Source organism: Bacillus sp. SA1-12, assembly GCF_000981385.1.
GTDB lineage: Bacteria > Bacillota > Bacilli > Bacillales > Bacillaceae > Metabacillus.
Genome location: NZ_LATZ01000134.1, coordinates 1 through 17,282, shown reverse-complemented (window position 1 = coordinate 17,282; position 17,282 = coordinate 1). Strand labels below are relative to the sequence as shown.

The window sequence follows — 17,282 nt, the reverse complement described above, 5'->3', positions numbered from 1 at the left end:
AGAGTTATGTCACTTTTTAACAAAATCTTAGCCAGCGTAGGAATAGGATCTGCGAAGGTAGACACAAAACTTGCACATTCATCTATAAAAGCTGGCGAAGAGGTAGATGGGATTGTTGAAATTAAAGGTGGAAACATTGAACAAAAGGTTGATGAAATTTACTTAACATTAAATACGACTTATGAAAAAGAAGATGATGACAAAGTTTTTCATAAACAGGCTGTCATCTCAACCATTAAGCTAAACGAGCCTTTTGTTATCTTGCCTGGTGAAACTAAAACGATTCCGTTTAAATTAGAAATTCCGCTTGATACTCCAATTAGTGCCGGTACTTCAAAAGTATGGGTGCAAACTGGAGTGGATATAAAAGGTTCAGTCGATCCAAGTGACCGTGATATGTTAGAAATCTTGCCTAATGATATGATCGATGAGACATTAAAGGTATTTTCGGAGCTTGGATTTACATTAAGAAAAGTAAAAAATGAGGAAGCTTCTTATAAAATTCGAAAAAGGCTGCCATTTATCCAAGAATTTGAATTTTTTCCTAGCTCGGGTCAATATTATGGGAAATTTGATGAAGTTGAGTTAATCTTCTTTCCAATAAACGAAGATAAACTAGAAATTATAATAGAGGTTGATCGACGTTCAAAAGGTTTGGCAGGTTTATTCTCAGAAGCTTTAGATATGGATGAATCCGTTATTCGTTTTACAATGAATAAACATGAATTATCGACTCTAAAAGGTGCATTTACAGATATTTTAAAGAAGCATGGTTAATAGTAAGAGAATATAATATTTATTTAAAGGGAGCTGGATGAAAGATGTTTAAAAAAATTGCTGCTGATGCTTTAGGATTATCTGATATAGGTACAATCATACACCCATCTGATTTTGATAAAACAGATGCTGACGATTATGTGATGCACGAAGATAATGAAAAAATTTACTTTTTAATTAAAACAAAATCTGATGAATATTGTTTTACAAATCTCGCAATTATCCATGTAGATGGTACCAGTGCAGCTTCATCAAAACGAACACTCAAGCGCTATCCATATTCCCAACACAAAATCTCTGGAGTCATGCTTGAAACAGCTGGAAAAATTGATATGGACGTAGAAATAAAGTTTTTAATTGGCAGCGAGAGAATGGATATTGATGTGCGAAAAGATCAAATTGAACAATTAAAAGATCTTTACAAAGCGTTGCTGCGTATTTCGGAAATTTCCTATGAAAATGAGATCATGCTGACAATGGCATCACAAAGCTTAGACAAAGCAGTGGCTGTTTTGCAAAACTCAAGAACAGACGATAACCATTTGGGTGATACATATAAAGGGTTAACTGAATTTGGTTTTAATTGGCTTTCTTCAGCTCGTGAACAATACCATGAAAAGGATTTTGGAAAAGTATTTGAAAAATATATTAATAACTAAAGATTTATTTACCATTCATTAAAGCTGGAGGAATATGTTCCTTCAGCTTTTTTGTATTAAGCAAAATCAACAATAAGCCTAAACATAATATTTTGAAAAATATAAGTGATAAACAAATATTATTAAAAACCTATTTACTTTGACGTAACGTAAAGGTGTATAGTGAAATTGTCAGGAGGTGAAAGGATGGAATACACAGTGCAAAAACTAGCGAAATTAGCAGGCTGCAGTACAAGGACTCTGCGTTATTATGATGAAATTGGGATTCTTAAGCCGGCAAGAATCAATTCATCAGGATACCGATTGTATGGCAGATCAGAGGTTGATCAATTACAGCAGATTCTTTTTTATCGGGAATTGGGGGTTAGCTTGGACACAATTAAACGGATTGTATCTTCTCCTAACTTTGATCGGACAAATGCACTGAAGGAACATCGCCATCAGCTTCTGGCAAAGCGGAATCAAATTGAAAGGCTAATTGCTAATGTTGATAAAACAATAGCTGAAGCAGAAGGGAGAATAATGATGTCTGATAATGAAAAATTTGAAGGCTTTAAACAAAAGCTCATAGATGAAAATGAAAAAAAATATGGGGAAGAGATTCGTTCTAAATATGGGGATGAACAGGTTGATAAAAGCAACAAAAAATTTAAAAATATGACAAAGGAGCAATATGCCGAGGTTGAGCAGCTTGGAGAAAAAGTGCTTAAAACCCTAAACGAAGCGTACCAAACAGGTGATCCTGCAGGTGAACTTGCACAAAAGGCGGCAAACCTCCATCGCAAATGGTTAAGTTTTTATTGGGATAAATACTCTAAAGAAGCACATGCAGGTCTCGCACAAATGTATGTTGATGATGAAAGATTTACTGCATATTATGATAAGAATCAACCTGGAACGGCTGAATTTCTAAGAGATGCAATTTTGATTTACACAGGGATGAAAAACTAATTTATTTATCAAAAAAAAAAAAAGCGATTGGCTTCTATCTTAGCCGGTCGTTTTTTCTATTTTAGATTAAGAAGGTAAGCAAAATTAGAAAGATGACGGCACGGTGTTTATGGTATACAATGATTTGTAAGGCTCGTCCTGAAAGGCCGTATGAGTTTTTGCTTACTATAATATTGAAGGGGAAATGAAGATGAGAAATTGGTTTATTATCACACTCCTATTGTTTATTGCTTGTGCTGCAGCGTATCCCCTCAAAATGATAACAGCTTTAGATATAAATGTAACACTATTCTCTGAAAAAATGCGATCTCCCTTTTTGACCGATTTCTTTTTATTTATATCAGATATTGGCTCGATAAAATTTTATTTGCCCATATCTGCTGCAATTGCTGTTTTTTTTATATTGAAGCGAAAAGTATTAGATGCCCTTTTACTATTAGCAATATTGTTTAGTGTCAGGTTATTGAATTACCAGTTAAAAGAGATTTTTAGCAGGGAGCGTCCGCACTTCAATGCTGTTTATGAAGCATCACATTATAGCTTTCCGAGCGGACATTCTATGAATTCTGCTGCTATTTACAGCTTTATTTGTTATATACTGATCACACGTTTCATTCACAAAAAATATCAAAAGCAAGCAATGTTGCTCTCAACTATAATCTTAATTGCCTTAATTGGGATTAGCAGAATTTACTTAGGTGTTCATTATTTAACTGATGTTATTGCAGGATTTAGTGCAGGAATTGCATGGTTTATTATCGTTGCAACAATTTTTGATAAAATGGGCAAGAAGTTCGACAAAAATAGAAGTATTTAGAAGAAGGAAATTCCTCTCTATATCTTTAATTAAGTAGTTATACATAATGTTGCTAATGGGGAGGAGTCGTCTTTATGGTATATTCTTTTTTAACCAAAAAACGCAGCCAAACATTGGATATTACCATTTTTCAAACACCAAAATTTGGAGAAGAAAAAGGATATGAAGTTGTTTACCGCTATTTAGTTGATGGTAATAAACATAGGGATGTTTTAGAAAAGGTATTTCAAACCTTTAATGTAGCAGACAGAATGCCGACTGACTACGTTGCTCGCTATATTTGCACCGGTGATATTTTGTTAATTGATGAAGGAAAAAAAGGGCAGTTTTATTATAAGCTTTATCCAGAAGGCTGGAAAAAAATAAATAGAATCCATGTAAGATAAGGCTGACTGTTATTATTAATCATGTCAGCCTTCGTTTTGTTTACAAATGATGGCCTGGACCATTTTTTCTTTTAGCAGAGGTATGCTCCTTTGCATGTGCAGTTTCTTCTGCAGCTGTTACTTCAGGTGGAATATGATTATTTTTTTTAGGAGTATTTCTATTCCGGTGTTTTTTTCCCATCTCAATTACCTCAATTCATTCGTTTTATTTGTATTGTGAGTTCTTTGTTTTTGTCCTTTTTTTGATTCATGAGGGTGTCCCCCGTTACGAGACCCTGGATTTGTTTCATTGGCATATTGAACAGCTTGAGCTAATTTCTTTTTCAAGGTGATCCCTCCAAAAAATGATTTGCATTTTTATGTTATCCGATTATTTTCCTGATAAAGCTGACAAATAATGCTTAGAATAAAAAAGAGCTGGTAAGTTAAAGAGGTAATGAATGTTATTCGTTTATGACTTATGGTATAGTTAGGTGACTTTTATTGTTACATAAATAGGAGGAAATCAAAATGAGTGTACATATTGGTGCAAAGGAAAATGAAATTGCTGATAAAGTTTTGCTTCCGGGTGATCCATTACGTGCTAAATATATCGCAGAAACCTTTTTAGAGAATGTGACTTGTTATAATGAAGTAAGAGGAATGTTGGGATTTACTGGTACATATAAGGGGGAGCGTATTTCTGTTCAAGGTACAGGAATGGGTGTCCCGTCAATTTCTATTTACATAAATGAACTTATGAGCAGCTATGGTGTTCAAGAGCTGATCCGTGTAGGAACTTGTGGTGCGATACAAAAAGATGTAAATGTTCGTGATGTCATTTTAGCGATGAGTGCTTCAACAGATTCACAAATGAATCGTTTAACATTTGGGGGGGTTGATTATGCACCAACCGCTAATTTTGAGATTCTAAAGAAGGCATATGAAACTGGGGTTGAAAAAGGCTTAAATTTAAAGGTTGGTAATGTGTTTACTGCAGATATGTTTTATAATGATAACGCAGAATTAGAAAAATGGGCCCGGTATGGGATCTTGGCAATTGAAATGGAAACAGCAGCATTATACACCTTAGCAGCAAAGTTTAATCGAAAAGCACTTTCTGTTTTAACTGTTAGCGATCACATTTTAACAGGTGAGGAAACAACATCAGAAGAACGGCAAACAACCTTTAATGATATGATTGTTGTAGCCCTTGATGCTACAATAAAATAATACATTTAATAGTAATTTAGAGCAAAAAACGTGTGCAATTAGCACGCGTTTTTTGTATGTCCAAGAATTCTGCATATTTAAGTCTTGCATGAATGCAAAATTTGTCGATATAATTTTAATATCAGGAGCAAATACACGTTTTAATCTCTAGGTATAAAGGTAAAGATGAGAGTAGGAGCTTATAATCATTTATTTCGGGTGACAATTAATGATAAAATGTGAATGTTATTGATTTTAGATAGGGTGATAAAATGTATTTTTATGTAAAAATAACGATTATTTTGCTGCTTAGTGTAACTTTATCCGCTTGTATGAGTTTTTCATTACCTAAAGGAATTTCTTTTAGCGGAGAACATGAGGGACAGGAAATTAAACAATCTGGACAAAAAAACGATATTGAGCAAAATATAGGGCAAGATGAAGAACAAATTGATGAAGATTTCTTATTAGATTCACAATATTTTAATGTTGTGAAAGAGGCAAATGGTAATAAAATTATTGAAAATCCAACCAACATACTTGCCATGGTAAATAAAGAGTTTAGTTTACCAGAATCATATGAGCCAGAGGACTTGGTTGTTCCTAATGTAGAATTTTCTTTTGGCGACGCAGATGTACCACAGCGTTATATTAGAGAAGAAGCAGCAAAGGCATTAGAGGAATTATTTGTTCTTGCTGAACAAGATGGAATTGAATTGCTTGCTGTATCGGGATTTAGATCTTATTCAAGGCAACAAGGAATCTTTAATGTTGAAAAAGAAAATAAAGGAGAAGAAAAGGCGCTTCAGGCTGTGGCTTTACCAGGGCAAAGTGAGCATCAAACCGGCTTGGCAATGGATGTAACTAGCAGAAGTGTTAACTTGGAAATAAAAGAAGAATTTGGTGCAACAAAAGAAGGAAAATGGGTGAAAGAAAATGCTCATAAAGCAGGCTTTATTATCCGTTATCCTAAAGGGAAAGAGCCAATTACCGGTTATCAATATGAGCCTTGGCATTTACGCTATGTTGGAAAGGAAAAGGCGTCTCTTATCTATGAGAATGACCTTACATTAGAAGAATATTTCGAAAAGGTGAAAAAGATTTAATTTGGTGATGAATATGGATGACAAAATGGATATCATTCAAAAGGAATTGGATATTCTTTTCATTGGATTTAATCCAAGTCTTGTATCTGGGAAAACAGGTCATCATTACGCAAATAAAAACAATCGATTTTGGAAGATCCTTTTTAAGGCGGGGATCACGGACCGTCTGTATAAACCAGAAGAGGATGCCTCATTAGTAAAAAGGGGAATTGGGTTTACTAATATTGTCGCACGTCCAACTAAAACAGCAAATGAAATCACACGTGAGGAGTATAAGATAGGGAGAGAGATTTTAAAAAGGAAAATTTCTGAATATCGCCCTAAAGTCGCTTTTTTTGTAGGAAAAGGTGTTTATCTTCAATACAGTCAACGAAAAAACGCTGAATGGGGAAAACAAGAACAAAGTATGATAGAAGGTGTTATTGATTTCGTCGCACCCTCATCAAGTGGCTTAGTTAGAATGGATTTAGAAACAATCATAACAATCTATCGTCAAGTTCATAATATTTTTCATAATTAACATTAAAATTGGGCTTTAGCTCACAAACAAATGATTAGATTCAGAACTTTTTGTTTCTTTCATTTGTTGGGGGCTGGCCCTTTTGTATTGTGCAAGCCCCATTTTTATAAATTAAAGATTATTACCAAAAGAATAAGCCAGCTAAAGCAATTCCAGTTATAAAACCTAAGCCAATTCCATATGGGTACCCATAGCCGCCGTAACCGTAACCGCCATAAAAACCAAGTCCATATCCGCTTCTTTGCCTCATTGGTTCGATAAAGACTTTATTCGGTGTCACACGACAGATTCTACCGACATGAACACGACCATTTCTCTCATGGATACGAACTACTTTTCCATTATATCGACAGCATAAACCATAATAATGTTGTGACATGATTTTTTTTTCCCTCCTTCCGTTCTTTAACACATACTATGTGAATTAAAAAGGAAGGATTGTACGTAAATACTAGCTATGCACAATTATTTTTAGCTTAAGTATAACGGGTAGTAAAGCCCTTCTATACAATTCAAGTTTGTTAAGAAAAAAATAGGGATAACTGACTGAAAAGATTTAACGAGGGATGGTTTCCAAGCTAGGCGAGTTAAAGTTATGTGGGGGTTGAAATGTGATAAATATCACTAAGTGTCAGTGGGGGATGGCTTTGGTTAACTTCGCCAAGTTCTGTAGCATAGTCGGCATTTAATCATCATTAAATAGAGAAAACCCCACTGATGGAAGTAATACTTTCTTTTATTAAAATTCACTTCGGGGCTATCTTGCGGGCAAGGAAAACAGAAAAAGAAAGTTTATTACTATACTTAATGGAAATTTTTTCATGTTCAGAAAGAAACATAAAAGCATCTTCATGTAATGCTTTAACGGGTGAAAATTCTGTTGAGGGTTCACCCAGATCTTGAAGGAAAATATCTTCTTCTTGTAACACCTTATAAATGATAAATCCATTTTCAGTGAATTGTCTTTCCCATTCACTAACAGAAAAGATGCCATTACATCCATAGAATGATTTCAGTTCATTTTCTTCAGCTGTTGAAAGTGGAGCTTTGCGAATCATTTCAATAGCAACAACCAGACCATTTGGCTTTAAAATCCTAGAAATTTCAGGTAAAGTTTTAGAAAGCGAGGTAAAATTTAAAACCGATTCAGATAAAATAAGATCAAATGTATTAGCAGGCAGAGATGTATGCGAAAGGTCTTCATTTAAGTAAGGAATTTCAAAGTCTAATTGTTGATTTCTCATTTGTGCATGTTCAATCATTAGGGGATCAATGTCTAATCCAGTAATAGTATAACCCAATTGATAAAGGTAGCTTGCCGTTTGCCCTGTACCGCAGCCAGCATCAAGAATATTTATATTTAAAGGGACTTGTTCACTTTCAAAAATATTTTTAGTTAATGAAAGACCGCCAGGATGTGCACCGCCAATTCCAAACAAAGACAGCATTTTTAAATAATTCAACTATTCTTCCTCCAATCTGTTCTCTAAGCTAAGCTATGCGAGAACAGATTGGCAGGTGTTAGACACAGCTTAAAAGTGAATGTCTTTCGAAAATGTTCTTTAGTTTTGGCGTAATCATATGATGAATTTCTGCCTTGTAAATCTTTTGTAAAGAACATCTGACATGTAATCGATTGATGAAATGATCGACACGCTCATTTATATAATGAGTAACCTGATTTTTATAAAAAAATGTTTTATTCTTAATTTTATAATCAATCTCTTTAATTAATGAAAAGACAAAATGAATAATTTCTAAATCAGATTTTCCAATGTAATCAGTTAGTTGCATTGTATCTACCTCCTAAATTTACATTCGTGTAATAAACTTTACAATTAATCAATAAAAAAGTATCGTACAATTTGTCGAATATTAAAAAACAATATTATAACTATTCAAAAAAAAATAAAACGTTCTAGATAAAAAGTCGGGTTTCTTTATTTTAAGGGAATTTTTTGAAAGTTATATCCAAACCACTTGCAATTAAAAACAGAATTATGGAAACAAGCAGGTGTAATTAGAATAATGTGATCCTGTAACGGTAAATTGATCACACCGAGCAAAAAAATTAGCTGGCTTAACAGTGCATCCAAAAAAGACAGAGCCAGCTGCAAATTTCTCAATATCGTAACAATAATTCTATTCCTTAATAGTTGACGTATGAAAGTTGCTTAGACATAATAGTTACATACATAAAGGTGGTGTGAGAGGTACGTGAAGAAAAGTAAATTTATTATATGGATGATCATTACAGCAGTTATCGCGTCAGCAGCTACATACAGTGCTGTACAGCTAAAAGCAATCGCAGGCGGCGATAACGGTGATCCCTTTCAAAAATTACGAGCAACATATGACATTTTACAAGATGGTTATTACAAGGACGTCGATACTGACAAGTTAGTAGAAGGAGCCATCAAGGGAATGGTTGAATCCCTTGAGGACCCATATACAGTTTATATGGATGTGGAGGAAGCAAAAAGCTTTAACGAAAATATATCTTCTTCTTTTGAAGGAATCGGTGCAGAAGTTCAAGAAAGCAATGGAAGTATTATGATTGTTTCGCCAATTAAAGGATCTCCCGCTGAAAAGGCTGGTATAAAGCCCAAAGATATAATTCTTAAAGTAAATGATGCTTCTATGGAAGGACTTTCAGTTAATGAAGCCGTCATGAAAATCAGAGGGGAAAAGGGGACAAAGGTTAACTTAGTTGTCCAACGTGCAGGTGTCGGTCAACTGAACTTTACGATAACTCGTGATACCATTCCATTGGAAACAGTTTATTCTGAGATAATAGAAGGAAATATCGGTAAAATTCAAATAACGAAATTTTCTGAGTCTACAGGAGAAGAGTTAGCTAACGCTCTAACAGATCTTCAGAATAAAAATGTTAAAGGACTAATCATTGATCTAAGACAAAATCCTGGTGGATTAATGGATCAAGCCCTAGCCATGTCAGATCTCTTCCTTCCAAAAGGCAAGAACATTTTACAGGTCGAAAATAGTGATGGTTCAAAAGAAGTGTATAAAGCAGAAGACGATACATTTATAGACCTGCCTACAACTGTCATTATAGACGGAGGAACGGCTAGTGCAGGTGAAATAATGGCTGCTGCCCTGCATCAATCAGCAGGAATTCCTTTAGTTGGAGAAAAGACGTTTGGAAAAGGGACTATTCAAACAGCTCAGGCATTTAAGGATTCGTCTTCAGTGAAATTTACAACTGCAAAATGGCTGACACCTAATGGAACATGGATACACGAAAAAGGAATAGAGCCACAGGTAAAAGCAGAGCTCCCGGCATATGCCAATTTGCCTTATATAAATCCGGAAACAGTCCTTAAAAAGGGAAATTCCAATGCAGAAGTAAAGGCAGCGCAACAAATGTTAAAGGCACTAGGATTTGACAATAGTGTAGAAGGGTATTTTGATGAAAGTACGGTTCAGGCTGTTGAAGAATTACAAGCCCAACAAAAATTAAAGGTTGATGGAAACATATCCGGTGAAACAACTATAAAAATAATGGAACAAATTCAAAATAAATTAAAAGAAAATGATACACAGTTAGAAAAGGCAATATCAGTGTTAAAAGAAGAAATGTAGATATTGATGAAAAGGCAAAACTTTCTATTGCTATAAAGCAATCTGAGAGTTCTGCCTTTTTTATTTTTAAAAGCAGTACTGTGGATTAGTGCTCATGTATCAGCTTCGAAGCACTTGACTTGCATGTGCATTCATGAAGATTGACGTTACCCATTTATCTGCCTAGCCCCTTCGCTAATTAAGGCGCTTCCGCTTTTGACTATAACCATGTTGAAACATTGTCTAAGTCTAAACGGTTGCTTTGATGGGCTGGTTTTACGGCTTTTCCAAGGGAAATGAGCATGATTGGAACATACCTGTTTGTAATATTGAATTCCTTCATGAATAAATCTTTATTAAAGCCGCCAATTGCGCAAGAGTCATACCCCTTGGTTTTTGCAACAAGCATTAATTGCATTGCAGCTAATGAAGCATTCGAAAAAGCCGCATCCCTTGCGAATCCTTTATCTGTATATGCACGATCAATTTGCCCTGCTAGTGTATCTTTTATTTCTGAAGTCATATAACCTGCTTCTACTAAAGGATCATATACTTGATCTGTATTTTTGTTTGCTTCAAGGTCTCCTAAAATCGCAATAACAGCCGATGATTCAACAATTTGACTTTGATTAAAAGCAATGGGAAGTAATCTTTCCTTTGACTCCTTGCTCTTAAATACAGTAAAATGCCAATGCTGGAGATTCCAAGCTGAAGGTGCCTTTGTTGTATAGGTTAATATCTCAGCTACTTCTTCTTTAGAAATTTCAGCACTTGAATCATAGTTACGTACAGATGCACGTTCTTTAAATACAGATAATAAATCAGATGTATTTGTTGCATTCATATTGAATTGCCTCCTTAGTTGAATTTATAGTAACTTTCTTTTATACTAAAAGTAATAAACTTACTTTTCGTAAGTTGTGTAACATCTCTCATATCATAATAGATGTGATAAAATGAGTCAAGAATTAAAAACAAGGAGCGAAAAAAATGTCAATCAATCTTTGTCCAAAGATGGAATCAGCCTTTCGTCTTTTAGGTAAACGCTGGATTGGAATTATCATTCATGTTTTATTAGATGGCCCTAAAAGGTTTAAGGATTTGACAGACATTATCCCTAGTATTAGTCAAAAGATGTTATCTGAGCGTCTAAAGGAATTGGAAAATGAAGGGCTTTTAGAAAGAATTGTAATTGATGAAACTCCAGTTAAAGTGATTTACCAATTAACTGATAAGGGGAAAAGCCTGGAAGGTGTGGTGCGAGAAATTGGAATCTGGGCTAATAGATATTGTGTTCCTGAGGAGGACTAAGTAAATGGCAAAAACCGTTATCGTTACAGGAGGGTCAAAGGGGATAGGCAAAGAGATTGTTTTACAATATGCAATGAAGGGATACAACGTTGTTATTGCTGATATTGATGAAGAGTGCGGAAGAAAACTTGAAAATGACTGTCTTGTCAAAAACTTGCAAGTTTACTTTATTAAAACAGATGTTTCTCAACTAACAGAAATTGAATCCCTGATGACGGAAGCGAAAAAGCGGTTCCATTCCATTGATATTTTAATTAATAATGCAGGGGTTTCAAAATGGGTATCTCCATATGAAATAACGTCCAAAGAGTGGGACAAAGTCATTGCAACGAATTTAACAAGTGTTATGTTTGCATCTCGAGAAGCAGCAAAAAAAATGAGACTCAATCCTATGGGAGGGAAAATTATCAATATTGCCTCAACAAGAGCAATCATGTCTGAAAAAAATTCTGAGGCATACGCGGCAGCAAAGGGGGGTATTTTGGCAATAACACATGCCCTAGCAGCCTCATTAGGAGAAGATCACATTCAGGTGAATGCGATTTCACCTGGTTGGATTGAGACTGGAGAATATGAATCATTACGTGAAATAGATCATTTGCAGCATTTTTCCAAACGAGTCGGAAAACCATCAGATATTGCAAGGGCGTGCTTGTATTTAACAATAGAGGAAAATGATTTTATAACAGGGACTAATCTTGTTATTGACGGAGGAATGACAAAAAAGATGATATATGAAGAGTAAGTTGTTACGTCTAAATCTAGAAAAATAAGCAAATTACCTAAAAATAGTTATTAGCCCACTCCAATGTTTACTTTTTTGAATACTTTTTAGTGTAGGTAAATAGTAGAGGAGGTAAATAATGTCACCTTATATGATGCGCAATAGACCTTACCCAGGTGAGAGGTTCTTTTTTGGAGGACCGTTTTTAGGCGGATTACTTGGCGGTTTAGTCGGAACGGCCATTTTTAGACCAAGACCACCTTTTTACCCATATTATCCATATGGCGGTTTTCCTAAGGGTTATGGATACGGTTATGGTTACCCTTATGGCGGGGGTTATCCTTATTAAGGAATAAAAAGATGGTGTGCCTTGACCATCTTTAGAACAATAAGTCACTCAGGAATAGAAGATGTTTCTTGTCTTCCGTTCCTGAGTGGTCAGGTTTATGCAGCTAACCATGGCAGTCAAACACATATGTCCTTATCTCTTTACTGCACTTGTAAGCCCTGTTCTTCAAAGCTTTAAAAAGAATTTTTCCATATGACAGAGTCTATCGTGAGACTTTTCACGTTTAAATAATCATCCTTATGTCTCACCTGACTTGGAAAACAATTCCTCGTCGGTTCTTACCGGGCATTTATCAGTTATCCCACAACATAGCTAAACATTTTTAGAAAAATGATGCGGGGATTTAAAGCCCGTTAAGAGTGGGACAAAGAAAAGAAGCTACCTGTGAAAACAGGTAGTTTTCTAATTTTTAATGATTCAAGTTGATTAAAAAGAAATCTCAACTTCAGAGATACTCTCATCCTGTAGTTTAATAAACTGGATTTCAAGGAAGCCGTCGATATACCTTGCTTTTGTACCTTTCCGTTTAACTGGAGCAGGCAACATATGCATGGTTTCTTCTGACTCCCGCTGGATAAAAAATTGGTGGCGGGTGTGCTGCAGTTTTAAATTGCCAACTTCCTCATTTGATACAGGTAGTTTTACATAAATATAATCATTCGTTTCAAATATTTCAGGAGTCCCTTGCTTTAAAGATCTCTCATTCTTATTTTTTTGCAAAAACTCTCCTTGAAATGGGAATTGTTGTGATAAATCCCCTCCAAAAACGTTTTTCATAACAGTCTGTATATAATTTTCAACTTCCTTTGGATTCATTTTATTAAAGTGTTGGGTAAAGCCTGTTTGGTCAAATGGAAACTGCTTATTCCAAGGAAACATCCTTCCACATCCTTACCTTAAAAAATAGATATTAGCATGATATGCATGGGTCTATAAATAGGTTAGTAAAGCGTATATGTTGTAGGACATAAAGCTTAATGTTTATAATGGTCATTAGGTAAATAAGGAGTGAGGTCATCAGATGAATACATCAGAAATGAGTACATACAAAATAGGTCTTTTTTATACTGCAGGATCTTATTTTCTTTGGGGAATTTTGCCTTTATATTGGAAAATGGTTGAACATGTATCAGCAGAAGAAATATTGGCACATCGAATTTTCTGGTCCTTTATGTTTATGATCGTTTTACTAACATTTAAAAAAGAATGGAAAAATGTTAAGACTGCAAGCCAAAGGATCATCAAACAGCCTTTGTTATTTTTTTCTTTACTATTGTCATCATTGCTAATTAGCATTAATTGGTTCGTCTATATATGGTCTGTTAACCATGACAATATGATTGAGGCAAGCTTAGGATACTACATAAATCCTTTAATTAGTGTGCTTTTAGGGATGATCTTTTTTAAGGAAAAGCTAAATCTTTTGCAAAAGGTCTCTTTTCTTATTGCCGCTATTGGAGTAATGATTATGACACTCCATTATGGTCAGGTTCCATGGATTGCACTTACATTGGCATTAAGTTTTGGCCTCTATGGATTAACAAAAAAGATGACAAAGCTAAGTCCTGCCATCGGGCTAACTTTCGAAACATTGGTGGTAACTCCAATTGCTGCTTATTATTTATGGTTGATTTTCAGCAATGGGAAAGCAGAGTTTCTTGCATTTGATATATCGACAAATGCGTTATTGGTTGGTGCTGGGATTGCAACTGCATTACCTTTATTGCTATTTGCAAGTGGTGCCCAGCGCATTCCATTATACATGGTCGGTGTTTTACAGTATATTGCACCAACAATCACCTTGATTATTGGGATTGTTTTATACAAAGAACCTTTTTCTACTATTGAAATCATTACCTTTTCGTTTATTTGGAGTGCGTTAATTCTATTTACATTATCTAACTCAAAATACTTAAGTAAAGTGGAAATAAGACGTACAAGAAAAAAGTCAATTGGTTTATAAAGGGAGAACATAGGAATGGATGCTAAGGAATTATTAGATGCTTATCGACAATTATGGGTAAATCGTTCATTACATGTAAAAGAGGATGAATTTGAAACACTTTGGTCTTCCATTGTAATAGAGCTGAAGGACGAAATGACACACCCGCGGATAAGAAAAACACCGGATGTGAAATTTCATTCAGCTATTAAAAGAATTATTTCATCATCATTACCTGATACTTATAAAGTTAAATTAATTGAATTGCACAGCAAGGTATTAGAAGAAGTTAAAAATTAAAGTGGAAACTGTGAAGCTTATAATAAATGGTTATGAAGGAGGATTTAATAATGTTACCTATAAATAAGAAGGATGTACAAGCATATCTTGATCAATTTTTAAATAAACAAGTATATATTCATTTAGAAACAACTACTGGTGCTTATTCAGCCCATAAAAACGAATCAAACATGACTGTGGTTGCTTTCATTCGCAATACTAAGGTAGTTTATAATCAAGCAAAAATTACAGGAAATGGTCCTTACCGTGTTGGGTTAAAGCTGGCTGAGGGCTGGATCTATGCCGAAGGGTTAACTGATTTTCATTACAATGAAGAAAATCAGCTGCTTATGGCCGGACACAACTCAGAAGGTCAATTGGCCATTGCATTACAAATAAGTGAGAATCCTTTTAAATATTAAGTCAATATGGAGTAAATTAAATTCTTTGTAAAAAAAGGAGATTGAAGTATGAAAGAACATGTTCTAGTAATCTTGCCACATCCTGATGACGAATCGTTCGGTGTTGCAGGACTGATTGCACAAAAAAGAAAAGCAGGTATTCCTGTAACTTATGCTTGCGGTACATTAGGCGAGATGGGAAGAAATATGGGGAACCCTTTATTTGCAAATCGTGAATCCTTGCCGCTTATCCGTAAAAAAGAGCTAGAAGCTGCTTGTGAAGCCATGGGTATTCAAGATTTAAGAATGCTTGGTTTACGTGATAAAACTATTGAGTTTGAAGATGATGAACTTTTGGCAGATATGATGGAAAAGATTATTGATGAAATTGAACCATCACTTGTTGTAACCTTTTATCCAGGTTTTGCCGTACATCCTGATCATGATGCTTGTGGGGCAGCTGTGATCCGTGCGTTGAAAAGACGACCGGTTGAAAAGCGCCCATTAACATATTGTTTAGCATTTTCCAATGATCGATTTGAGAAAATTGGGGATCCTGATGTCACAATCAATATAACTGATGTAGCAGATATCAAATTTAATGCTCTTAAGGCTCATCGTTCACAAACGGAGGGAATGCTAAAGCAAATGGAGGAAAAACTGTTGAATAAAGATCCAGAAGCTAAGCATTGGTTTGAAACAGAAGTGTACTATACGTATAATTGGAAAGATTAATTTAACCTCATTAAATATTACAAAAAGCTAATTCTAAATAGAATTAGCTTTCAGCTTGTAGACAAAGTCTGATATTCAGGCAGGTCTACAAGCTTTTTTTGTCGAATAAAGAAGTAAAGTTGGTTTGAGGGGTGCAAATATATGTTATCGAAACAATCAATGGAAGGTCGTTATCAAATATCGATGATTGCACTTGATGAAGTAGTTCCTGCTAATCATCTTGTTCGAAAGATTGAAGCCGCTATTGGTTTTAGTTTTATTTATGACTTAGTTGAAGATTTGTATTGTTTGGATAATGGTCGTCCAAGTATCGACCCTGTTGTGTTAATAAAGATGGTATTTATTCAATATGTATTCGGAATTAAATCAATGAGAAAAACAATAGATGAGATTGATACGAGCGTTGCGTATCGCTGGTTTTTAGGTTTTGACTTCAATAAAAAGATTCCCCACTTTTCCACCTTCGGTAAAAACTATGAGAGACGATTTAAAGACACTGATCTTTTTGAGAAGATTTTTTACCATATTCTTAATGAAGCTATAGAAAAAGGGTTTGTTGATCCTTCTGTTGTTTTTATAGACTCTACACATGTTAAAGCAAATGCAAACAAGAGGAAGTTTATAAAAGAAGCTGTCAAAGCAGAAACAAAAAGCTATCAAACTCAACTAGAAGAAGAGATAAACGAAGATCGAATTGCACATGGAAAAAAGCCTTTACCCCCTCAAACAAAGGCGGAGACGAAAGAAATTAAAGTAAGCACAACTGATCCTGAAAGTGGCTATTATGTTAAAAATGAACGAGAGAAACAATTTGCCTACTCCTTTCACACAGTTTGTGACAATAAGGGATTTATACTTGCCAATCAAGTGACCAGTGGAAATGTACACGATAGTCAGGTAATAAATCCTCTTGTAGATGAATTGATTGAAAAAGTAGGCAAGCCTAATGCTCTTGCTGGAGACGTAGGATATAAAACTCCACCCGTTGCGAAATATTTAATGGACAAAGAAATTAGACCTGTTATGCCTTACACAAGACCCCACACTAAAGATGAATTCATGAAAAAATATGAATATGTCTACGATGAATATTATGATTGTTATATTTGTCCGAAGGATCAAATACTTCCTTACCGTACAACGACCAGGGATGGTTACAGACAATACGCATCAAATCCAGCCATTTGTAAGGATTGCCCACTCCTTGATTCCTGTACACAAAGTAAGAACAAGAGGAAAATGATTCACCGACATATTTGGGAAGATAACATTGATGAAGTTAATCATTTACGGCATACAGAAATGAATAAAAGCATATACGCTAAACGAAAAGAGACAATAGAACGTGTCTTTGCAGATGCTAAAGAAAAGCATGGTATGCGATGGACCACTTTAAGAGGAATTAAAAAAGTGGCCATGCAGGCGATGCTAACTTTTGCTGCCATGAATCTCAAGAAAATGGCAAACTGGGCATGGAAGTATCCATGCCCAGCCTAAGAAAATAAAGAGAAAATGCAAACCCCATTTCAAATCAAGGATTTGAAATGGGGTT

The 17,282-nt window shown here is 34.9% G+C and carries 24 protein-coding genes; 17 read left to right on the top strand and 7 right to left on the bottom strand.

All coding sequences use genetic code 11. The features are described 5' to 3' along the window. Positions 1–6 precede the first annotated feature (6 nt). From WQ54_RS29580 to WQ54_RS29560, 5 genes are all read left to right on the top strand, one after another. Positions 7–777, top strand: a complete 771-nt coding sequence (locus tag WQ54_RS29580) for a sporulation protein (RefSeq protein WP_046590184.1) — start codon at positions 7–9, stop codon at positions 775–777. Between the two features lie 44 nt (positions 778–821). Further along, complete coding sequence (locus tag WQ54_RS29575) at positions 822–1,436, top strand: PH domain-containing protein (protein ID WP_046590183.1); 615 nt, start codon at positions 822–824, stop codon at positions 1,434–1,436. Positions 1,437–1,622: 186 nt separating this feature from the next. Beyond that, entirely contained in the window at positions 1,623–2,387 is a 765-nt protein-coding gene (locus tag WQ54_RS29570; RefSeq protein WP_197089695.1) for a MerR family transcriptional regulator, read from the top strand. Positions 2,388–2,577: 190 nt separating this feature from the next. Then, the gene (locus tag WQ54_RS29565) at positions 2,578–3,204 is read left to right on the top strand and encodes a phosphatase PAP2 family protein (RefSeq protein ID WP_052738042.1); all 627 of its coding nucleotides are present in this window, start codon (positions 2,578–2,580) and stop codon (positions 3,202–3,204) included. Positions 3,205–3,278: 74 nt separating this feature from the next. Next, positions 3,279–3,590: a YodL domain-containing protein gene (locus tag WQ54_RS29560; protein ID WP_046590177.1), complete on the top strand. Its 312-nt coding sequence runs from the start codon at positions 3,279–3,281 to the stop codon at positions 3,588–3,590. Between the two features lie 40 nt (positions 3,591–3,630). Here WQ54_RS29560 and WQ54_RS34465 read toward each other — a convergent pair whose 3' ends face one another. Together WQ54_RS34465 and WQ54_RS34460 are read right to left on the bottom strand one after the other, a co-directional pair. Continuing rightward, the gene (locus tag WQ54_RS34465) at positions 3,631–3,771 is read right to left on the bottom strand and encodes a hypothetical protein (RefSeq protein ID WP_197089694.1); all 141 of its coding nucleotides are present in this window, start codon (positions 3,769–3,771) and stop codon (positions 3,631–3,633) included. Positions 3,772–3,776: 5 nt separating this feature from the next. After that, on the bottom strand, positions 3,777–3,917 hold the full coding sequence (locus WQ54_RS34460; RefSeq protein WP_197089693.1) for a hypothetical protein: 141 nt from the start codon (positions 3,915–3,917) through the stop codon (positions 3,777–3,779). A gap of 183 nt (positions 3,918–4,100) precedes the next feature. On the opposite strand from WQ54_RS34460, the gene deoD reads away from it, so the two are divergent. The 3 genes from deoD to mug all read left to right on the top strand — a co-directional run bounded on the left by deoD (position 4,101) and on the right by mug (position 6,407). After that, entirely contained in the window at positions 4,101–4,802 is a 702-nt protein-coding gene (deoD, locus tag WQ54_RS29555) for a purine-nucleoside phosphorylase (protein WP_046590175.1), read from the top strand. A 251-nt stretch (positions 4,803–5,053) separates the two neighbouring features. Then, positions 5,054–5,887, top strand: a complete 834-nt coding sequence (locus WQ54_RS29550) for a D-alanyl-D-alanine carboxypeptidase family protein (protein WP_046590174.1) — start codon at positions 5,054–5,056, stop codon at positions 5,885–5,887. Positions 5,888–5,900: 13 nt separating this feature from the next. Next, positions 5,901–6,407, top strand: coding sequence for a G/U mismatch-specific DNA glycosylase (gene mug, locus WQ54_RS29545; RefSeq protein ID WP_046590482.1), 507 nt, complete (start codon positions 5,901–5,903; stop codon positions 6,405–6,407). A gap of 121 nt (positions 6,408–6,528) precedes the next feature. Here the strand turns inward: mug and WQ54_RS29540 are convergent, their stop codons facing one another. From WQ54_RS29540 to WQ54_RS29530, 3 genes are all read right to left on the bottom strand, one after another. Continuing rightward, positions 6,529–6,786 carry a hypothetical protein gene (locus WQ54_RS29540; RefSeq protein WP_046590173.1) on the bottom strand — a complete coding sequence of 86 codons (258 nt, stop codon included), beginning with the start codon at positions 6,784–6,786 and terminating at the stop codon, positions 6,529–6,531. Between the two features lie 367 nt (positions 6,787–7,153). Beyond that, positions 7,154–7,870, bottom strand: coding sequence for a class I SAM-dependent methyltransferase (locus WQ54_RS29535; protein WP_052738041.1), 717 nt, complete (start codon positions 7,868–7,870; stop codon positions 7,154–7,156). Positions 7,871–7,928: 58 nt separating this feature from the next. After that, positions 7,929–8,201 (bottom strand): hypothetical protein, encoded by a 273-nt coding sequence (locus WQ54_RS29530; protein ID WP_046590172.1) that lies wholly within the window; start codon positions 8,199–8,201, stop codon positions 7,929–7,931. 450 nt (positions 8,202–8,651) lie between these two features. On the opposite strand from WQ54_RS29530, the gene WQ54_RS29525 reads away from it, so the two are divergent. Then, positions 8,652–10,010, top strand: coding sequence for a S41 family peptidase (locus WQ54_RS29525; protein ID WP_046590478.1), 1,359 nt, complete (start codon positions 8,652–8,654; stop codon positions 10,008–10,010). A 199-nt stretch (positions 10,011–10,209) separates the two neighbouring features. Here WQ54_RS29525 and WQ54_RS29520 read toward each other — a convergent pair whose 3' ends face one another. Beyond that, entirely contained in the window at positions 10,210–10,833 is a 624-nt protein-coding gene (locus WQ54_RS29520; RefSeq protein WP_046590171.1) for a nitroreductase family protein, read from the bottom strand. Between the two features lie 146 nt (positions 10,834–10,979). On the opposite strand from WQ54_RS29520, the gene WQ54_RS29515 reads away from it, so the two are divergent. The 3 genes from WQ54_RS29515 to WQ54_RS29505 all read left to right on the top strand — a co-directional run bounded on the left by WQ54_RS29515 (position 10,980) and on the right by WQ54_RS29505 (position 12,373). Beyond that, positions 10,980–11,300: a helix-turn-helix domain-containing protein gene (locus tag WQ54_RS29515; protein ID WP_046590169.1), complete on the top strand. Its 321-nt coding sequence runs from the start codon at positions 10,980–10,982 to the stop codon at positions 11,298–11,300. Between the two features lie 4 nt (positions 11,301–11,304). Then, positions 11,305–12,045, top strand: a complete 741-nt coding sequence (locus tag WQ54_RS29510) for an SDR family oxidoreductase (RefSeq protein WP_046590167.1) — start codon at positions 11,305–11,307, stop codon at positions 12,043–12,045. Positions 12,046–12,163: 118 nt separating this feature from the next. Continuing rightward, positions 12,164–12,373: a hypothetical protein gene (locus tag WQ54_RS29505; RefSeq protein WP_084822380.1), complete on the top strand. Its 210-nt coding sequence runs from the start codon at positions 12,164–12,166 to the stop codon at positions 12,371–12,373. Between the two features lie 426 nt (positions 12,374–12,799). Here the strand turns inward: WQ54_RS29505 and WQ54_RS29500 are convergent, their stop codons facing one another. Continuing rightward, the gene (locus tag WQ54_RS29500; RefSeq protein ID WP_046590166.1) at positions 12,800–13,252 is read right to left on the bottom strand and encodes an Hsp20/alpha crystallin family protein; all 453 of its coding nucleotides are present in this window, start codon (positions 13,250–13,252) and stop codon (positions 12,800–12,802) included. Between the two features lie 142 nt (positions 13,253–13,394). Between WQ54_RS29500 and rarD the strand changes: the two genes are divergently transcribed. The 5 genes from rarD (at position 13,395) to WQ54_RS29475 (ending at position 17,227) form a co-directional block, all read left to right on the top strand. Beyond that, positions 13,395–14,336, top strand: coding sequence for an EamA family transporter RarD (gene rarD / locus WQ54_RS29495; protein ID WP_046590163.1), 942 nt, complete (start codon positions 13,395–13,397; stop codon positions 14,334–14,336). Between the two features lie 15 nt (positions 14,337–14,351). Then, a complete protein-coding gene (locus tag WQ54_RS29490; RefSeq protein WP_046590161.1) occupies positions 14,352–14,615 on the top strand; it encodes a hypothetical protein in 264 nt (87 codons plus the stop codon). 50 nt (positions 14,616–14,665) lie between these two features. After that, on the top strand, positions 14,666–15,016 hold the full coding sequence (locus WQ54_RS29485) for a YojF family protein (RefSeq protein WP_046590160.1): 351 nt from the start codon (positions 14,666–14,668) through the stop codon (positions 15,014–15,016). Positions 15,017–15,064: 48 nt separating this feature from the next. After that, positions 15,065–15,730 (top strand): bacillithiol biosynthesis deacetylase BshB2, encoded by a 666-nt coding sequence (gene bshB2, locus WQ54_RS29480; protein ID WP_046590158.1) that lies wholly within the window; start codon positions 15,065–15,067, stop codon positions 15,728–15,730. A 141-nt stretch (positions 15,731–15,871) separates the two neighbouring features. Beyond that, positions 15,872–17,227, top strand: coding sequence for an IS1182 family transposase (locus WQ54_RS29475; RefSeq protein WP_046590156.1), 1,356 nt, complete (start codon positions 15,872–15,874; stop codon positions 17,225–17,227). The last annotated feature ends 55 nt before the right edge of the window (positions 17,228–17,282 follow it).

Bases quoted from the DNA above. Each gene is read 5' to 3' on its own strand.
- WQ54_RS29505 (WP_084822380.1), top strand. From the start codon at position 12,164: ATGTCACCTTATATGATGCGCAATAGACCTTACCCAGGTGAGAGGTTC.
- WQ54_RS29540 (WP_046590173.1), bottom strand. From the start codon at position 6,786: ATGTCACAACATTATTATGGTTTATGCTGTCGATATAATGGAAAAGTA.
- bshB2 (WP_046590158.1), top strand. From the start codon at position 15,065: ATGAAAGAACATGTTCTAGTAATCTTGCCACATCCTGATGACGAATCG.
- WQ54_RS29490 (WP_046590161.1), top strand. From the start codon at position 14,352: ATGGATGCTAAGGAATTATTAGATGCTTATCGACAATTATGGGTAAAT.
- deoD (WP_046590175.1), top strand. From the start codon at position 4,101: ATGAGTGTACATATTGGTGCAAAGGAAAATGAAATTGCTGATAAAGTT.
- WQ54_RS29475 (WP_046590156.1), top strand. From the start codon at position 15,872: ATGTTATCGAAACAATCAATGGAAGGTCGTTATCAAATATCGATGATT.
- rarD (WP_046590163.1), top strand. From the start codon at position 13,395: ATGAATACATCAGAAATGAGTACATACAAAATAGGTCTTTTTTATACT.
- mug (WP_046590482.1), top strand. From the start codon at position 5,901: ATGGATGACAAAATGGATATCATTCAAAAGGAATTGGATATTCTTTTC.
- WQ54_RS29575 (WP_046590183.1), top strand. From the start codon at position 822: ATGTTTAAAAAAATTGCTGCTGATGCTTTAGGATTATCTGATATAGGT.
- WQ54_RS29500 (WP_046590166.1), bottom strand. From the start codon at position 13,252: ATGTTTCCTTGGAATAAGCAGTTTCCATTTGACCAAACAGGCTTTACC.
- WQ54_RS29570 (WP_197089695.1), top strand. From the start codon at position 1,623: ATGGAATACACAGTGCAAAAACTAGCGAAATTAGCAGGCTGCAGTACA.
- WQ54_RS34465 (WP_197089694.1), bottom strand. From the start codon at position 3,771: ATGGGAAAAAAACACCGGAATAGAAATACTCCTAAAAAAAATAATCAT.
- WQ54_RS29550 (WP_046590174.1), top strand. From the start codon at position 5,054: ATGTATTTTTATGTAAAAATAACGATTATTTTGCTGCTTAGTGTAACT.
- WQ54_RS29515 (WP_046590169.1), top strand. From the start codon at position 10,980: ATGTCAATCAATCTTTGTCCAAAGATGGAATCAGCCTTTCGTCTTTTA.
- WQ54_RS29510 (WP_046590167.1), top strand. From the start codon at position 11,305: ATGGCAAAAACCGTTATCGTTACAGGAGGGTCAAAGGGGATAGGCAAA.
- WQ54_RS29485 (WP_046590160.1), top strand. From the start codon at position 14,666: ATGTTACCTATAAATAAGAAGGATGTACAAGCATATCTTGATCAATTT.
- WQ54_RS29560 (WP_046590177.1), top strand. From the start codon at position 3,279: ATGGTATATTCTTTTTTAACCAAAAAACGCAGCCAAACATTGGATATT.
- WQ54_RS29530 (WP_046590172.1), bottom strand. From the start codon at position 8,201: ATGCAACTAACTGATTACATTGGAAAATCTGATTTAGAAATTATTCAT.
- WQ54_RS29525 (WP_046590478.1), top strand. From the start codon at position 8,652: ATGATCATTACAGCAGTTATCGCGTCAGCAGCTACATACAGTGCTGTA.
- WQ54_RS29580 (WP_046590184.1), top strand. From the start codon at position 7: ATGTCACTTTTTAACAAAATCTTAGCCAGCGTAGGAATAGGATCTGCG.
- WQ54_RS29565 (WP_052738042.1), top strand. From the start codon at position 2,578: ATGAGAAATTGGTTTATTATCACACTCCTATTGTTTATTGCTTGTGCT.
- WQ54_RS29520 (WP_046590171.1), bottom strand. From the start codon at position 10,833: ATGAATGCAACAAATACATCTGATTTATTATCTGTATTTAAAGAACGT.